This window comes from Paenibacillus sp. J22FR5, from assembly GCF_059691975.1.
This window is the reverse complement of the sequence record NZ_JCAUAN010000004.1, coordinates 98,952-115,803: the sequence shown is the minus strand read 5'-3', so window position 1 is coordinate 115,803 and position 16,852 is coordinate 98,952. Positions and strand designations below refer to the sequence as shown.

At 46.3% G+C, this 16,852-nt stretch carries 11 protein-coding genes and 1 pseudogene; 1 reads left to right on the top strand and 11 read right to left on the bottom strand.

Annotation, left to right across the window (positions count from 1 at the left end):
- Positions 1-67 precede the first annotated feature (67 nt).
- From AC58P7_RS08465 to AC58P7_RS08455, 3 genes are read right to left on the bottom strand one after another with little or no spacing between them, the layout of a single operon-like run.
- Complete coding sequence (locus tag AC58P7_RS08465; RefSeq protein ID WP_497341728.1) at positions 68-937, bottom strand: sugar phosphate isomerase/epimerase family protein; 870 nt, start codon at positions 935-937, stop codon at positions 68-70.
- Between the two features lie 17 nt (positions 938-954).
- The gene (locus AC58P7_RS08460; protein ID WP_497341726.1) at positions 955-3,237 is read right to left on the bottom strand and encodes a polysaccharide lyase 8 family protein; all 2,283 of its coding nucleotides are present in this window, start codon (positions 3,235-3,237) and stop codon (positions 955-957) included.
- 37 nt (positions 3,238-3,274) lie between these two features.
- On the bottom strand, positions 3,275-4,507 hold the full coding sequence (locus tag AC58P7_RS08455) for a glycoside hydrolase family 88 protein (RefSeq protein WP_497341724.1): 1,233 nt from the start codon (positions 4,505-4,507) through the stop codon (positions 3,275-3,277).
- A 123-nt stretch (positions 4,508-4,630) separates the two neighbouring features.
- On the opposite strand from AC58P7_RS08455, the gene AC58P7_RS08450 reads away from it, so the two are divergent.
- Positions 4,631-5,809, top strand: coding sequence for a helix-turn-helix domain-containing protein (locus AC58P7_RS08450; RefSeq protein WP_497341722.1), 1,179 nt, complete (start codon positions 4,631-4,633; stop codon positions 5,807-5,809).
- Positions 5,810-5,884: 75 nt separating this feature from the next.
- On the opposite strand, the gene AC58P7_RS08445 is transcribed toward AC58P7_RS08450, so the two are convergent.
- The 8 genes and pseudogenes from AC58P7_RS08445 to AC58P7_RS08410 all read right to left on the bottom strand — a co-directional run bounded on the left by AC58P7_RS08445 (position 5,885) and on the right by AC58P7_RS08410 (position 16,814).
- Complete coding sequence (locus AC58P7_RS08445; protein ID WP_497341720.1) at positions 5,885-7,414, bottom strand: ABC transporter substrate-binding protein; 1,530 nt, start codon at positions 7,412-7,414, stop codon at positions 5,885-5,887.
- Positions 7,415-7,645: 231 nt separating this feature from the next.
- Positions 7,646-8,320 (bottom strand): annotated as a pseudogene (locus AC58P7_RS08440) (sugar-binding domain-containing protein); the annotation flags it as partial.
- 35 nt (positions 8,321-8,355) lie between these two features.
- The gene (locus AC58P7_RS08435) at positions 8,356-10,800 is read right to left on the bottom strand and encodes a glycoside hydrolase family 2 TIM barrel-domain containing protein (protein ID WP_497341718.1); all 2,445 of its coding nucleotides are present in this window, start codon (positions 10,798-10,800) and stop codon (positions 8,356-8,358) included.
- A gap of 183 nt (positions 10,801-10,983) precedes the next feature.
- On the bottom strand, positions 10,984-12,597 hold the full coding sequence (locus AC58P7_RS08430) for a response regulator transcription factor (RefSeq protein WP_497341717.1): 1,614 nt from the start codon (positions 12,595-12,597) through the stop codon (positions 10,984-10,986).
- Positions 12,594-14,351, bottom strand: a complete 1,758-nt coding sequence (locus AC58P7_RS08425) for a sensor histidine kinase (protein WP_497341715.1) — start codon at positions 14,349-14,351, stop codon at positions 12,594-12,596. Before AC58P7_RS08425 ends, AC58P7_RS08430 begins: the two co-directional genes overlap by 4 nt.
- Before the next feature lie 117 nt (positions 14,352-14,468).
- Positions 14,469-15,359, bottom strand: a complete 891-nt coding sequence (locus AC58P7_RS08420) for a carbohydrate ABC transporter permease (protein ID WP_497341713.1) — start codon at positions 15,357-15,359, stop codon at positions 14,469-14,471.
- Positions 15,360-15,366: 7 nt separating this feature from the next.
- Entirely contained in the window at positions 15,367-16,332 is a 966-nt protein-coding gene (locus AC58P7_RS08415) for an ABC transporter permease (protein WP_497341711.1), read from the bottom strand.
- A gap of 335 nt (positions 16,333-16,667) precedes the next feature.
- Complete coding sequence (locus tag AC58P7_RS08410; RefSeq protein WP_497342065.1) at positions 16,668-16,814, bottom strand: hypothetical protein; 147 nt, start codon at positions 16,812-16,814, stop codon at positions 16,668-16,670.
- Positions 16,815-16,852: the final 38 nt, after the last annotated feature.

The window sequence follows — 16,852 nt, the reverse complement described above, 5'->3', positions numbered from 1 at the left end:
CGCCAAATAAAGTTGGATCTTCTGTGTACCGGAATATAGCTTGGGTACGTTCTAATTAGATGAAATGCTAAAGATAGTGATTTATAACATCGAGATCGCTTGCAACGCTCTTGAATTTATCCGTAGATGCCCCTATATTCTCCACTATGGCATACCGCACATGACCCATTTTACGAATTAATGTAAAAATCTCAGCCAAGTCAACTGTTCCTTTTCCTAAGTCATCATAATCCTCAGGAGCCGTATAGTCTCGGTAGATCATAAAGCTGTCGAATGCTTTGTTGTTATCTTGCTTCAACGCTTCGAAGATATTTACAGGGAATCTAGGTGTAGAGCTGATATCCTTCAGGTGAACGATGTCACAGCGGTTGCCCAGCTTGGTGAGAATTTCTGCGGGTTGAAGACCTGCCCTTAGCACCCACCCCAGATCCAGTTCAAAACGGACATTATCTGGGTCGGTGTTTTCGATCAGATAGTCGTATAAGGTCTGATCTCCGTCTTTCTTGAATTCATGGGCATGATTATGGAGATAGAATGTGAATCCATTCTCCCGCATCCGCTGCCCTACACGATTTATTTGTTCGGCAGTCCTCAGCGCATCCTCCCGATTCGTGATCCATACGGATGGAATCGCGATTTTGCGGCAGTTCAATTGTTCATAGTACGAACAAACAGATTCCCAATCATGAGAATCCATTGGCATATCCATTCTCGCCGCTTCCTGTGCGGAAATGACGGACAAACCAAGTTGCGAAAGCTTCTCTTTTAACAATTCAACAGGCAACTCATCCATGTAACGTGTATAAGATTTCATATTATAACCGATTAGTTCAATGTTCTTGTATCCGGTTTCTGCCACTCGTTTTAATGTCCCGAAGTAATCTTGGCTAAGATCCTGTTGAACAGAAGAAACATTAATTCCTGTTTCAATCTTCATCGATTCCACTCTCCCCATTATTTGCCTAACCTGATTTTCGATGTAGAGCCGTGCGTATCTTGAGCATGGAAGTGCAGTTTCACCGTTGGAGATAACTGCACAACTTCGATCCGCGGGTTATCCTCCATGACGGTACGCGCTGCCATCTGAAGCTCCAGTTCAATGATACCGCTATTCTCATGGGTCGGGTCGCTAACGGCGACTTCCACCGATTCGTCAGTCGTTATAACCATGACAGAAGCTTTCCCGGTACAGGATACATACATAGCCGAAGTTTTCTGTTCCGTCCAGAAGTTTACGCCGAGTATTCCCAACTCTGAGTGGTACACTGCATGGGCTGCGGAAGATTGCTGAACAATTTCTACTTTCGGTTGATCAGCGTAACGTTCCGTCTCCGTTGCACTTCTTCCCGGGAGGAGGACATAAGAATAACTTTCGTTCTGCGGCGACACCCCATGTTCGAACCAAACCGTTAAATAGTTTCGGGAGATTTCCGTTTCGGGACCATTACCGACATCGCTCCAACGCCCTATTCTCGTCTCACGTTTTGCTTGCAGCTCCGCCTTTTCGGGGAAATAATACCCGATATCGGTATAGGGAGTGTTCCCCTCCAAATGCATCCAGTTTGTTTCGCTCATCATTGATGACCAACCCGGCTGGTCGGGCATCTGCCCACCGTTCACAATAAATTGGTTCGTGCCTTCTGCGTTCAACTTGCGATTTTCAACAATCGTTTCCACATGAAACGGTTCGGCAAATTGAATATCCGAGCCTAGTGCAACAATTTCATCCTCAAATAAAAACCACGACTTAAGGGCACGCATAGGCTCCCTAATCGTTTCTGTCCTGTAATCTTCCAGTACCATACCGGCTAATCCATAACGGCCTTGCAGTTCCGCTCCGCCTGCCCAGCTCTCACTGCTGCGGTACATGTTCCCGAAAGCGCTCTCTCTCAACTGATTCGTAACCGTTATGCCCGCCAAACGATACGGGTCAACGGTAGGCCAATAGCCATCCGAATAGTGCCCCAAGTCACCGTTATAGAGCGAGGTATGGCCGTGTGCCGTATACCAACCTTTCAAATTCTCGCCGTTTATGGATTCGCAGGTTGCAATTCGCTTAGAAAACATACTGATACCGAAAGCAAATTCAGGCCGTTGAAGGACCGCCCTAGCCATATTAGCAAACAATTTGTACTTGGAAGCCGGTGCCTGAGCAATGATACTGTCATCCTGCAACAATTCGACAGCAAGTCTGCTCTGATATAAGGGAGCATGTGTCAAGAAAGACTTAATCTTGTCTTCCTGGATCCAATATTTCGCCATAGATTTGATCCTGTCTGCATGCGGAGGCGGTGCAAAGGTGGACAACTCCAGCATAGCCCCGATCGCAATATGTCCAGCTTCATGATTTTGCACATCATGCCTAGATACTTCGCGGCCGCTAACCATGTCCATGATTGAACCACGAAAGATCAACGGCTCGAACGATTGATAGACCAAGTCATAAATCCTGCTGCTGTTCTTAACTTCGAAAGGCGTGTCCGCCAGCACATGTAGAAGCGGAACCAAACTGGATATCAGCGCTTTCCCATATCCTCCGGTATAAGGAAACCCGTGCTGTATGAACGATCCGTCCGCAAAGAACCCCCCCTCGCCTCCTGTCACATATTCAAAGAGTGGGCTTAACGCATCGCGAACTCTTATAAGCTTTAACTCGTCCTCTAGGAGCAACGATCGCAACGCAATCACCTTACAAATCCATACTCGGTTCGCGCCAGTTGAAACCATAATGGGATATTTGCTTGTAGAGTTTAAAAAAGTCTCGGGATCAGGTGTAAACTTGTCAACCGGGATCATATAGGCTTCAATCTGTCCTTTGGAAAGATACGGATACATCAGTAATATCGTTTCTGTTAAGGCCATAGGAGCCCCAATCTCCCAGTCCCACCAATTCCCATCCGTTTCAGCTTGTCCGTAGAATCGGTTGGTGAGCATCCAGTCGAGAGCCCCGACTATATCTTTGCTCAACTGTTCGCAACCTTCCAGATCGGATCCTGCAGCATTCAAGGCAATCGCCATGTGACGCAGCCTGACATAATTTCTGGTAAGCACAGTAGACCCCGCAATGTTACTCAAGTCACTCCACAAACAAGAGCGGTTCACTCCCTTCTCCATACGATCCCAAACGATCCGCGCCTCTGCCGTCAAATCTTGAAACTCTTCCGCTTCCCTAATTCCCAGATCCTTGAACAAACGTTCGTTTAGAGTAATTTTCCATGACTCTCTTATTTTTTGCATTTCGAGATCTCCTTTTCACCGGAGTGGCGATTTTGTTTTACCAATAAAGATTCCAGTTCTTTGTAAGTCTTGTCAGCGCTTCCAGATAAAAATAATCGCCCCATAAATTCGCTTCATCTACACCATGGTTATACTTTTTAAAGTAAACGCCATGCAGCAGCAGCGCGTTAGACGTTTCATCATTTTGTGTCGAGTAATGATCATTTAAGGACTTCACAATTTTCATGGCTGCATTGGAATAGTATTGCTTTTCTTTTTCATCAGACAAATGTTTGATAAGCTCTAACAATCCACACACAGCAATTGCAGATGAGGAGCTGTCTCTAGGTTCTCCGCTGCCATCCGTAAAATCCAGGTCCCAATAGACGACTAAATCCTCGGGACTTCTGTTTAAAAAGTAATTTGCAAGAATTTTGCTCATTTCCAGGAAACGGGTGTCTTGTGTATAAAGGTAGCTGAGTACAAATCCGTAAATTCCCCACGCTTGCCCGCGAGCCCAGCAGGAATCATCGGTATGTCCTTGAAGGGTTTTCCCCTTCAGGGGTTCTCCGGTAAAGACGTCAAAGAAGAAAGTATGATAGGTCGTTCCATCCGCTCGAACGATATATTTAAAGGCGTTTTCTGCATGTTTATATGCTGCATCTTTGTAGATACCTTCACCTGTAACTTCGCTTGCCCAAAATAGCAGGGGGAGATTCATCAAGCAGTCAATGATCATGCGTCCTCTTTCATTCGGGTCATTCATATCTCCCCAAGCCTGAAGGATCCCTGCCACTTCGACATAACGGTTCATAAGAAGCTTCGCAGCAGCTAATGCAGCTGATTTAGCCGCTTCATTACCTGTTAATTTATATGCCGCTACACAGGACAAGCTGAATAAGAATCCGATATCATGCGTGTTGCAGTCGATTTCATTTTCGACTCTGTCTATAAAACTGTTTACTTGCGTTTCAATTGCCTCCAGACAGCGCTTATCCCCTGTTTGCTCGTAAGAGAGACATAAGATGCCTGTCCAGAAACCCGTGGTCCAGCCGACATTGGCCCCAGGTATTTTTTCTGGATTGGCTGCAGGCGTATCGCCATGAATATTGAACGAATACAAATTCCCAATCGTTGAGCTGGTTGGAAATTTGTCTCTGAACGAGTCAAGGTTCCCTTCCACTTTCTTTAATGCTGCTGTTACAGCATTTTGATAAACCTCTGAATTAACATCAGGTTTACGTTTAAAAATCTCCATTTTCATTCCTTCATTGATGACATTGCCGATCATTCTATCTCCCCCAATGCACTGTATTAACTCATACTTTAATGCACATCCCGGAAACTGTATTGCATATTTGTTGTCTAAATTGTATTTTTGTACTATATTCATCATAGGAGAGGGGGAATCACGGTGGATATTAAAAAGTACTGTCAGTACCTATACCATTCCTTATATAATCCGATTTATTTGTACGAGAATAAGACACTGGTTGCCTGTTATCCGGAACAAGGAAAGGATACCTTACCGCCGTCACAGTATCTGTCAAGGCTTTGGGAAATAGATCGAACCGTAACTTGTACGATGACGTCGTTCTATTCCTATTACGGCTGTGTACAAATCGAAAAAAGCTGTTGCAGTATTGTGATCGGACCGATCAATAACTTGTCTTATACCAAGAACTCCCTGTTTGTTATGCGCAAGGAATACTCCGCCATAGATTCAGATCCAGAAACGTTCGCGAACTTCTTCCATTCGATCCCTGCTGTAAATCCGCTTGCTTTTATCCACACGCTTTTGTTTGTTAATTACACGGTAAATAACACGGAACTGACTCGAAATGAGGTAGCCGGTTTTATGAATTACGCAGAGGATCCTACCATCATCCGGAAATACGCCGAGAAAGCATATATGGCAAAGGAGGAAGGATTTACATTCAGTTCGTATGAAATGAGAAATGAACTCATGCGGTTTATTGAAACCGGAAACAAATCGGCGTTACAAAAGTTCCTAATTCGCCCTAAATCTGTGATTATTGGCAGCTTAGCCAATGATAAGCTCCGGCATATGAAAAATTTATTTATTTCGATGAACTCTTTAGCAAGTAATGCGGCGATCAAAGGCGGACTTTCCCCATCCACTGCTTATCAACTTTCTGAAACCTATATCAATCAAGTTGAACGATTAACGGATCCAGATGCGATCGCTTCCCTTATGGAACAGTCCATGACGGACTATACGAACCGAGTTGCGGATTACATCATCCCGGCCGATGCGGACAACATACTTCGTCAGGTCGTCCATTATGTCCGCTCAAATACAAATCGAAATATCACCGTATCCGATGTAGCCAAGCATGCAGGCTTCAGCCGAACCTATCTGTCGACCAAATTCAAAAAGGAATTCGGGTTTGAGTTAAGCGGATTTATCAGGCAGTGTAAATTGGAAGAAGCGAAGGACCTGCTGGCATATTCCGATAAAAGTATCAGCGAAATAAGCAGTTACCTCAGTTTTTCCAGCCAGAGCCACTTTCAAAAGGCTTTCAAGAAGCAGTTCGGGATAACGCCTCAAGCCTACAGGAGATCGGTATAACAGGAGACAAAAAAACATTCGAAACTTCTCAAAAAGAAAAACCGGGTCCTTAAAATCAAGACCCGGTGGCTGACATTATTTTTTGTTTGCGGCCGCCCAAGCGTCGATCTGCTTCTGTTTCTCTGCGATGACTTTATCGATACCCGCAGCTTTCAGCTTGGATCTGAATTCCGACAGCTTATCGGCCGGATTTACGGCTCCAGTCTCGAGAGCTTTACCATACTGACTCACTACATTGTTGAGAGCCGTGATTTCGTTCTTGACCGGCTCCACATTGAAATAGAATCCGAGCGCTTTCGATTTGACAGTTTGATCATTTGCTGCCCTCGTTTTATTCCACGTCTCCGGATCGTCGCCTTTCATCACATACGTCAGGAAAGAATTGCCAATCAACCAAGATTGCGTGGAATAGCCGACTGTCTTCGAATCGACGCCGGACGGATACTCAATGACATTATCCGACACCTTCACATAGTGCTTGCCCTCGACGCCCCACATCAACAGATTGGATATATTTTTATCGATGTACATGAGATTGAGGAACATCATGGCACGGTCAGGATTGCTGGAATTTTTGGAAACCGTCCACAATCCGGCAAGTACGTCATCCGTCGTCGAATAAGCAGCCGGAAGCAAATCGACCCATACCAATTGCGTACCGGTCAATCGATTTTGACCTTCTATAAAACCCGGTCTGTTCTTTGCAATGTAGGAGAATGCTTTATTCGCTTTCACGAGTTCATACTCATTGGTCGTGGATGTGGCAGCATCCTTGCTGATATAACCGGCCTTAAACCAGCTGTACATTCGTTTCACAAAATCTTCATATTCCTTTGTTTCGTATAAGTTCTCCACCTTCAACCCATTATCGAAGCCAGGCAAAACACCGAACGAATTTCCGAGCTTATCGTAGGTATTAAAGTTCGTCAGAGGATTTGCTATACCGCTTGCCAGCGGAGCAATTGTCGGCTCGTTCTCTTTAATCGTCTTGAATACTTTCTCCAAATCATCCAACGTTTTGATGGCAGCGACATCGATTTTATATTTATCAACCAGGTCTTTCCTCATCAGAATTCCGGATCTTCCGCCATAACTTTTGAGAGCAGGCACGGCATAGATCTTCCCGCTCACTTGTGCGCTCTTCAAGATTTCAGGGGCAAGTGCTTGCTGGATCCCCTGACCGTATTTAGCCAAGAGATCGTCAATCGGAACATTTTTACCGCTTGCTACATCATTGTTGTAGCCTGCTGCGAACGAAAAAGCCAGGTCCAGCTTTTCGCCGCCGGAAGACATCAGATTCATCTGCTGTGACCAAGATCCGATGTTGAGGACAAGGAGCTTCACCGTAGCGTTGATTTTCTCTTTGGCTATTTTGCTGAGTTCGGCTTGAACGGCTTCGATATCCTTGGGCACTGCTCCGAACGACGGCATGGCAAGCGTGATTTCGTACGGGTCTTTCGTTGCTTGGTTCACACTTGCACTGGAAGTCGGAGTTGCCGTTGATGTACTGCTCATTTCGTCCCCACTGGACGAACATGCGGCTGTTGTACCCGCTAACATAACCACACCAAGCATGAAACTGAGCAACTTCATTTTCCTAATCATGGTACTCCTCCTAAGATATGTTTTGAATACGTTTTCATATTAGCTTTCAATTCAAAACCCGACTACCACTTTGCCGACTTTTTCAATAACGGTTTCACGACTTTTTGGTGCAGAAAAAAGGGCCAAGCATACATGGAGCATGCCCAGCCCTTCCCTCGTATTAGATCTAGCGAACTGTTACATTCTTCGTTAAGTCTCGGCATTGCACGATCGTAACAGTATTCATCTAAACTAATTCCCCTTATACCCGAAATCCGGGATCGCTTTCCATCTCCTCCGCAGTTCATGTGCCGCCATTTTCGGCTTACGATCCCGCGTAAAGACCCCTTTCTTATTCCCCTGAACCCTAATGATGCCTTGGCTGGTTTGAATGTCGGCGGCAAGGGGCTCCCACAGCTTCGCGTCTTTCATGCTGATCGTACCGGCTGGACCGTCCAATGTTCCGACGGTTACACCGGCTTGATCAACGACAGTTGCCTTCACTTGCGTTTCACCTTCAATCGTCACTTCATAACGGACGATCCCCGTCGTTTCATTCAAGTCAGTTACGATAGCCACATCTTTAAGATAAGTTTTCGGAGTGGTATAGATCTTGACCGGACGATGAAGCCCTGCATAGTTGAAAAAGTCAAAATACGGGCTATTCTTAACCACCTTGCCCAATCCGGGCACTTCCGACTCCGTATAGCTTCCCATTGGTAGCGTCGTTTCATCTATGATGTTATTTACGGCTACCGTCAAGCGATGTTTACCTGTCCGCAGTAACGGATTGATCTCTGCCTCGAATGGCGTGAACCCGCCCTTATGTTCCATGACGAGACTACCGTTCACATAAACCTTCGCCGTATGGGTCGCTGAACCGAAGCGTAACACCATACGTTCTCCGAACAGAACGCCAGGCATTGTGAAGTCTTTATCAAATAATTATGATTCAGCAAATCTTACTTCACTTTTATCTCAACAGAGACTGCATCAAGCCCTTCAACGCCGACCGTCAGAACCGATGTTCCAGGCTCATAGCCCGCACGGACGATCGCAAGCAGCCTGCCCTTATAGGAAGTAAACTCTCCTCTGGTATAATTTTCGCTCGTCTGAGGCTTACCGGTACCAAACGCAGCAAGTGTTGCTCCACCTTCCACTCCGGCCGTTGCCTTCAATTCGGCTGTAGGAACAAGTCGGCCCTCGCTATCCACGATCTCCACGACCACGAAGGACAGCGATTGACCATCTGCTGCAAGCTCCCTTTTGTCGGGTGTAATACGTACACCAACAGGCTTGCCTGCAGATGTCACTTTATCAGTCGAAACGATCTTGCCAGCGGAATAGCTGACTGCTGCCAATGTTCCCGGTTCATAGGTTAGATCAAATGTTGCCAGGTTGCGATTTTCTATGCCGGCAGGTTTACGTCCAAGACTCTTTCCGTTTAGGATAAGCTCCACTTCCTCTGCAGCGGAGTAGACATCAACCTGTACGGGCTTCCCTTCAGAGCCGGCCCAGCTCCAGGCATTCTCGCATTCTTTCCAAGCGAATCTTGCTAATACCTCGATCTTGCCATGATTTTCAGGATTTTGCGAAGCAATATAGGTCTCCTTGGAGCCCCACAAGATTCTGCGATAAGCAAGCTGCGGACGTGCAAATCCGCAGAGGTCAATGTCTGCACCACCGGATAGTCGCCACGGATACTCGGCTACATAGTTCTTTCTATATGCAGCTGCAGCCTCAGCTGGATCCTCATAGTACTCTTGTTTGCCGAGGCCGGCTTCACCGATATAGTCGTGACTCGTCCAAACGAAGTCACCGATCACATGAGGAAACCGTTCGACATCTTTCCAGTAATCAAACATTTCGAGAGGTTTGCTTTCCGTTCCGCAAATAACTCGGTTAGGGAATTTCTTTATTGCGTCTTCGTAATGGTAATTCAGGTAATTATATCCCACGACATCGAGCGGAGCAGCGAAGGCTTCGGTATACTCTCCCCAGATCTTTCTACCGAAATCCGAATCCAAATTGAGGAGACCTCCTCCCATGGCCTTCGGTTGATTCATCAGATCCATATAAAATTTCACCTGATCTTCGTCATCAAGCCCGCTAAAAAAGGAGCACAAGGAATTGGTGACAAAGCGTGTCGAATCAAGCTCCCGTACCCTTGCCGCCAGTTTGGCAGACCATTGATATCCATTGGACAACCCGCCCCGTTCCGCAACCTCATTACCGGTAGACCACATAATGATGCTGGGATGATTTCGGTCACGAAGAATAAAGGCTTCCAAATCCGCATTCCAGTCCTCTTCGAAGTACTGGGTGTAATCATGGGTATTTTTCTCCATCGTCCAAACATCGAATGCCTCGTTAATGACAAGCAATCCTAAGCGGTCGCATGCATCCAGCATATCCCTAGACATCGGATTATGGGCGAAGCGAATGGCATTATAGCCGTTTTCTTTGTGAATCTTCATCTTGCGGTATTCGCTGTCCTTAAAGGACGCTGCGCCCAGAAGACCGTTGTCATGATGCACGCAGCCGCCTTTTAGTTTTAACGTACGCCCGTTCAGCATAAATCCGTTCTTGGTATCGACCGATATCGTCCTAATTCCGAATAAAGTGCTTTCACTATCCAATATCGTCTCCTTATCAGACAATTGAGCGGTGATTTGGTATAGATTCGGAGAGTCAATATCCCAAAGATCAGCATTTTCAACTGCAATCATGACTTGACCGACGGACTTTTCTCCCGCAGGAATATGCACTTTCACCTTTCCAGTACCAGCTTCGGTGTCGTTTGACTCCTTCTGTATCTTAATATCCACCCACAGATTAGCGGTATCAGCCGTATGATTTTCCACAGTTGTTTCCACTACGACAAACGTAGTACCGTTTACAATATGCGAAGTGCGGGCAAAGATCCCCCAGGGGGCAATATGAGTCCGTGGAGCGCAGAGCATATCGACATGGCGATACAGACCTGAGCCTGTATACCAGCGTGCATTCGGCTGTGCTGCATTGTTGACGGTTACGGAAAGACGATTCGGTTTGCCTAGTTTTAGATAAGGAGTGAGATCGGCATGGAACGGCGTGTAGCCGTAATGGTGCCTAGCCACGGTGTGACCGTTCAATACGACGGTCGTGTTCATATATGCCCCGTCAAACTCCACCAATACCCGTTTACCGGCATAGTCTTCAGGAATGTTCATAACCTTGGTGTATGTCCCTATTCCTCCGCCATAATAGCCCGTTAATTGACCGCCTGGAGCATCCGGGAATGTATCCGTTTCGATGGTAAAGTCATGCGGAAGATGAACGGTTTTCCCGGGTCGGCTCATACCCGGAATGACCGACGGTTTACCGTTTACAAATTGCCATTCTCGGTCCATATTTTCTCTAATCATGGTAGTTCCCCTCTCTTAATAACTTAAAGCATTCGTTACTCTTATCATAAGGGCAATCCTATTCTCTCACTAACATTCTCACGACTTATTCAATAACGTTTTAACGACTTTTTTGGATACAAAAAAGACCTGCTTGATATTCCACATAAGCAGGTCTTTCGCTCTCACAAGCAGGCTTTTGTTTTATTGATCACTGGTTCCTTGCCCAAATTGACTTCTATATTCTGTCGGTCCTATCCCGGCATATTTTTTAAATATTTTTGTAAAATGGGAGAAATTGGTATACCCCGCAGATGAAGCAATGGAGCTTATAGAGATGTTCGTTTGGGACAATAACTCCTTTGCAAGCTTGATTCTCTCCAGCAGGACAAAGTCCGATATCGAATACCCCGTTTCCTTTTTAAAAATTCTTGACAGGTAATCCGGATTCAGAAAGACCTGATCCGCAATCGTTTCCCGGGACAAATCCTGGTCCATGTTAAGAGCAATATAACGTTTGATGGTTTGGACGACGGTATCTGTCTCTTTAACCACCTCTGCTTGATTCATTGCCTTATTGACGGCATAATGAACCCAATTGAGCATATCTGTTACGGATCGCCCTGACGTTTCCGAGACGCTCCTTGATTCTTCATCTCCAAATAGTTGATGGGCTTGAACCCCTCTCATGTTCAGGAAGGAATAAAGTGCCTGCACAAAGTCCTGGTGAAATTGATGCAGTACCTCAGCATCCATCTCTTGGTTACGAACGAGATCGCCAAGAAACTTTTCTACCTCTTGAATGACGGCTTCTTTCGTGCCTGTCTTGAGCAGGGACGATATTGCACTCATTGCCGGTAGTTTATTAGCATGATCGGTGTGCCTGGCATCATCGTAGGGATAAACTTGATTCACAAAAGCCACATTGTTGCGGTCACGAGTCCTGAGCTTCGCAAGCATGGCGGCCATCTCATGCGCTTGGGCGGGTTGGCCGAAATAGCAGGACAAGTCGCAGTAAAAATACTGATTGCAGGAATCAATATATTGACTGCAAGCATCCATCGCTTGATCATAATTCCAATCCATGCCCAAGCTCGCAACAAGGATCACAAGCATCATCCCCCGGTCCAGGTGAAAGCATATTCCGGTCCCATGGCTATCGATGATGACTTCTTCTGCAGAATTCTTGAGGGCGTACTCCAGAATCTTCTCATCTCTGCGCTTCAATGTTTTTTTCCATCTCTGAACGGAGATCAAGATCGGAAGAAACCTGGAATCTTCCGTTATCGGGATATGATGACGCTCTACCTGCTCGTGAATCGCGGCTGGATTACTTGGTGTCGAGTGGTTGATTACATCCAGCCAGAACCGCTCGATGATCAAGGAATGATGCTTCAGCCATAATTGATGGGAATTACTATTCCTGCTGATTTCGCTATTCCGGTCAATCACGCTCTGCGCTCTTCGAATGGCATTCTCCAAGTCACCCGCAAGAACGGGCTTGAGCAGATAGTCAAGACTCCCAAGCTGCAGCGCTTCCTTGGCATACTTGAAGTCGGCATGACTTGTCAGGAAGATCGTTGCCGTGTCCGGATGATGCTCCCTTACCCAGGACAAAAGCTCCAAGCCGCTGCCTTGCGGCATTTCAATATCGCAAAGCAGTATATCAATGATCTCTTTATCCAAAATTTCTTTTGCCTGTCTGATATTGTAAGCCGTAAACAACCCTGTTATTCCCAACTTATTCAGATCAAGATCCGATTTCACACCTTCGATGGCATGGATTTCATCATCCACTAAAAGCATTTGATAAGTCATGTCGTTTCCTCCACACCCGGATTGGTAGGAACAATGATTTCCACTACCGCTCCGCCGGTTTCCTTATCGTTATCATATTGAATAGTTACAGTTTCGCCATACAATAATCTTAACCGCCGCTGAACGTTCCAGATCCCGGTGTGCTCCCCCCGATCATTCTCGATACTTCTGCCTGCCTGCAATTCTTGAAGCACAAGATCACGGAATCCGTGTCCTGTATCCTTGATGCGAATTTTCATTCTCGAACCCCTCTCTTCATCCAAGAAATCGATCTGTACGGAAATGACAATTGGCTCATCCATCGTGACGGCATGTTTAATCGAATTCTCGACGAACGACTGAATGATAAGAGGAGGAATCGGAGCATCCGTTAAATAATCCGGAGCTTCGAGGGTCCAGGTTAACTGGCCCGGGAATCGTAAGCTTTGGATTTTCAAATAATTCCGGGTATGATCCAACTCGTCCTTCAATTTCACGAAAGAGGTGTTGCTGCGAAACATAAAACGGAAATAATGAATCAAGGACATTGTCATTTCCAGGACCAATTCATAGTTCTTGACCTTGGCCAGATTATAAACAATGTTTAAGGTGTTCAGAAAAAAATGGGGGTTAACCTGCAGCTGCAGCCGCTGTAATTCTTCCCTTTGTTTATTCAGCTGTTCTTCATAGACGTTGATGCGAAGCGTTTCAATCTCCGTCATCATGGAGTTAAACGCTCCTCCGAGCATTTTAAATTCGTCCGAAGTGTTGTTTAGAACTACCCGGCTGCTCCAGTCCCCTTCGCGGACTTTCTTCATGGTAAGCAAGACCCGATATAACGGTACCAAGATGGCCTGTCTCATGGAATAGAGTCCGATGGGTACAAAAAGGAAAGAAGCGATCGTGATCAACCAAACGATCGACTGAAGGTAAGGAAGCTTGGCCAATATATGATGATCGGGAATAAGGGCAACCAGACTGAAGTCTCCCCTATTGGACGGAGCGCCGACGACAAGAAATTTCTTGGATGAACCCGACAGATAATAATCGTTCAGGTTCTTATGCAATTCGATTCCATAGTCGCTAACGAGGTTTGTATCCGTTATGGGTTCACCCTGCACATTGGCTAATAAAACCGCTCCTCCCACTCCGATCTGAAGGGAGCGAAGGGGCTTTAACAATTGGTCGGTTTTTACCCAACCTCCCAGATAAACATTGCCCGATTGAACAATATCAATTAGGTAATTGTCTTGTCCGATTCGGGAAAACTGCCATCTTTTCGTGGAAATTCCTTGTGGAATCTGCTGAGAATGAATCAAATCGATGATATGGTTCTCAATGCTATCTTTTTCCTCTAAAGATACATCATTGCTTTTGGAGATATCCATATAATCCTGCCTATTCCCTTGATACACAAAAAATGAACTCGCCGAATTGTACAACGAAATATCCCTCGAAAGCTTGTTGAACAAGTAAACTTTCGCGCTGTAATAATCCGTATCCGTTGCGGCCTGACTGAGCGACACCAGATCATAACCGGTACCGGCTATCGAATTCAAGTAGGAATCGATATCGTTCAAACCGCTGTCAATCTGGCTCATGTAGAGAGTTAGCATATTCTTATAAGAATCGGCAACTTGTCCGCGAACAACATGAATGGAATAATAGTTGTTATACAAGAGCATGCCAACAAGCGGCAGCGTCATGGTGAGTACGCTTAATATAAGCTTGTATCGCAAGGAACTTCGCAACCAATACAATTTCCGAAAATTCATGTCATCGGCTCCTCAAGGTTGAATTAAATCTTATTTCCATCATACACACAAATAAAGCCCAAGCGCCACAACCTAATATTATCAGCTGTGGCGTTTGGACAAAATATGAATATAGGTTTACCCTTTTACAGCACCGATCATAATCCCCTTGATAAAATACTTCTGGAAGAACGGGTACGCCAGCAGGATCGGCAGTACCCCGATCACAGCGATAGCCATCTTGACCGAATCGGTCGGCATTTCCTGCATGACATCGCTCGCGCGATCACCCATATTGCTGTTGATAAACTGAATGTCCTGCATCATGCGGTTCAGCAGATTCTGGATACTGAAGAGCTTCGGGTTGGTGATATAGATCATCCCCAGCTGCCAGTCATTCCAGTACATGATACACTCGAACAAGCCGATCGTCGCCAGAATGGGCGCTGAAAGCGGAATCACCACGGACCATAAGGTCCGGTACTCGCTTGCTCCGTCCAGCTGCGCCGATTCGATCAGGGCCGAAGGAATGGTAGTCTGGAAGAACGTCCTCATCATCAAGACGAAAAATCCGTTCATGAGCAGCCCCGGCACGATCAACGCCCAGATCGTGTTCTTGATATCGAACAGCTGTGTGTATACCAGGTACGACGGCACTAAGCCTCCGTTGAACAGCATGGTGAAGAAGACGATGAACATGATCAGATTGCGGTGTGGCGTTACGCTCCGAGAGAGCGGGTAGGCCAACAGTGTCGTGACGGCCACGCCGATGGTTGTTCCCACCACCGTTACGAATACCGTAACGCCATAGGCACGCGCGATATCTGCTCCTCTCTCGTACAGATACTCATACGCTAACGTGCTAAACGTTTCGGGGATGAAGGAGTACCCGTGTGCGATGATGGCATTCTGATCCGTTAGCGATGCCGAGATGAGCAGAACGAACGGAATGATACAGGCTACAGCGAACAGGAACATGACGATATGGCTGAACCACGTCAGGCCGATGCTTTCGTTTCTCAAGATCATTCCCCCCTTAGAACAACGCGTTTTCTTTGCTGTATAGTCGTACCATAAAATTCGCAAGCATGACGAGTAAGAACCCGACGATAGATTGATAGACCCCCGCCGCGGTGGACATGCCGATGTCGCCGTTGCCCATCAATCCGCGGAAGACATAAGTATCGATTGTCGCGGTCGTGTCGAACAACGCACCGGAGTTCATCGGAACCTGATAGAACAATCCGAAGTCCGAATAGAAAATTCGTCCGACGCTGAGCAGCGTCAGCATGATGATGACCGGCATCAGAATCGGCAAGGTGATGTGGCGGATCTGCTGCAAGCGGCTTGCGCCGTCGAGCTTCGCCGCTTCATAGTACTCCTCGTCGATGCCGAGCAAGGCGGCGAAGAACACAATGCTGGAATAACCGACGCCCTTCCAGAAGTTCACCAGTGTCAGGATCACGGGCCAGTACTTCGCTTCGCTGTACCACGAGATGCCCTCTTTGATGCCGAACCAGGGGAGCACCGTTTTGTTCATGAACCCGGTCTCCGGGCTCATCAAGGCGAACACCAGGTAGCTGACAATAACCATGGAAATCAGATGCGGCAGCGTGATGATGCTCTGGTACGCTTTCAACAGCACCTTGTTCTTGATCTCGTTCAGCAGGATCGCGCTAGCCAGAGACAACGCCGTTCCGACCGCAATGAACACGAGGTTATAAAGAATCGTGTTCCGCGTAATGATGAACGCGTCCGAAGTCTTGAACAGGTATTCGAAGTTGGCGAATCCGATCCAATCGCTCCCAAGAAGGCCTTTCGCGAAATTCACTTTCTTGAAGGCGATGACGATCCCCAGCATGGGAAGATAGTTGTTGAACAGCAGGTAAAGAAGACCCGGAGACATCATGATCAGAAGCGGCGAGTATTTCCGGTACATGTTCTTCTTTTTCTTTTCTTTCAGCCCAGCTTGCAGAGCAGGTGTCGTTATGGCTTGTTCCATGTGCAGATCACTTCCTTTTGTTTTATTTTTAAGATCCTTAGCCTTATCATAAGGGATGGGCCATCGGCCAACTAACAGTATGACGACTTTTTCAATAACGCTTTGACGACTTTTCGTGATTCATGCTTCTTACCAAATGGCGCATAGAAACTGTCCCTCTCTCTGGAGGGTCCGCTCAGACCCATCGGATAGGCGGACTAACGTTTAGACGACTTGTGGAGCATCACTTTCACGACTTTGATGAGACTTACCTGAAAATAAAAATACAAAAGCCAGGACCTCAAAAATAATGAAATCCCGGCTTTTGTATTTTTTATTTTTGTATTGAGTACCGTTCAAGCAGATGCACTCTTTTCGAACTGGCTATGATACAACTCGGAATAAAAACCTTGCTGTTCCAGCAATCGTTCATAGGTGCCATGCTCGATAATTTTCCCCTTATCCATCATAAGAATTAGATCCGCATCACGTATCGTAGACAATCGACGTGCGATGACGAAGCTCGTGCGCCGTTGAGAGA

Coding starts and splice junctions, on each gene's coding strand:
- AC58P7_RS08465 (WP_497341728.1), bottom strand. CDS start 937: ATGAAGATTGAAACAGGAATTAATGTTTCTTCTGTTCAACAGGATCTT.
- AC58P7_RS08460 (WP_497341726.1), bottom strand. CDS start 3,237: ATGCAAAAAATAAGAGAGTCATGGAAAATTACTCTAAACGAACGTTTG.
- AC58P7_RS08455 (WP_497341724.1), bottom strand. CDS start 4,507: ATGATCGGCAATGTCATCAATGAAGGAATGAAAATGGAGATTTTTAAA.
- AC58P7_RS08445 (WP_497341720.1), bottom strand. CDS start 7,414: ATGATTAGGAAAATGAAGTTGCTCAGTTTCATGCTTGGTGTGGTTATG.
- AC58P7_RS08435 (WP_497341718.1), bottom strand. CDS start 10,800: ATGATTAGAGAAAATATGGACCGAGAATGGCAATTTGTAAACGGTAAA.
- AC58P7_RS08430 (WP_497341717.1), bottom strand. CDS start 12,597: ATGACTTATCAAATGCTTTTAGTGGATGATGAAATCCATGCCATCGAA.
- AC58P7_RS08425 (WP_497341715.1), bottom strand. CDS start 14,351: ATGAATTTTCGGAAATTGTATTGGTTGCGAAGTTCCTTGCGATACAAG.
- AC58P7_RS08420 (WP_497341713.1), bottom strand. CDS start 15,359: ATGATCTTGAGAAACGAAAGCATCGGCCTGACGTGGTTCAGCCATATC.
- AC58P7_RS08415 (WP_497341711.1), bottom strand. CDS start 16,332: ATGGAACAAGCCATAACGACACCTGCTCTGCAAGCTGGGCTGAAAGAA.